Here is a 334-nt window from a genome sequence, read left to right on the forward strand (position 1 = left end):
TATGTTTTTAATAAAAATAATATCTGCATCCACCTCGTTTAGGTTCTCTATCAGCGCCCCGTGACCTCCAGGCCTAAATAAAAGAGAGCCGTCCGACTCCCTAAAGGGGTTATTATCCATATCCACGGCAATAGTATCCGTAGATGATTTTTGGAAGGAATAGGATACCGAAAAAGACACCTTGGCTTCTGCCGACACTCTTTCCCCAGCCGTTTTAAACTCTTCGTTAAACATTACCCCATGCTGCTCGGAAATAGTGAAATGCAAAGCTGCCTCGTTATTTACAGACGCATAGGCGGCTGCTTCCTTTAAATGCTCCTCAAAAGGAGTGGCA

1 protein-coding gene is annotated in these 334 nt (G+C 44.3%); it reads right to left on the reverse strand.

Annotation, left to right across the window (positions count from 1 at the left end):
- Positions 1–334 (reverse strand): DUF4301 family protein (locus F1E73_RS17500; protein WP_150452715.1); only part of this gene is annotated, 334 nt, incomplete at both ends.

Origin of the sequence: Arenibacter lacus, from assembly GCF_008711145.1 — a bacterium.
Taxonomy (GTDB): Bacteria; Bacteroidota; Bacteroidia; order Flavobacteriales; family Flavobacteriaceae; genus Arenibacter; species Arenibacter amylolyticus.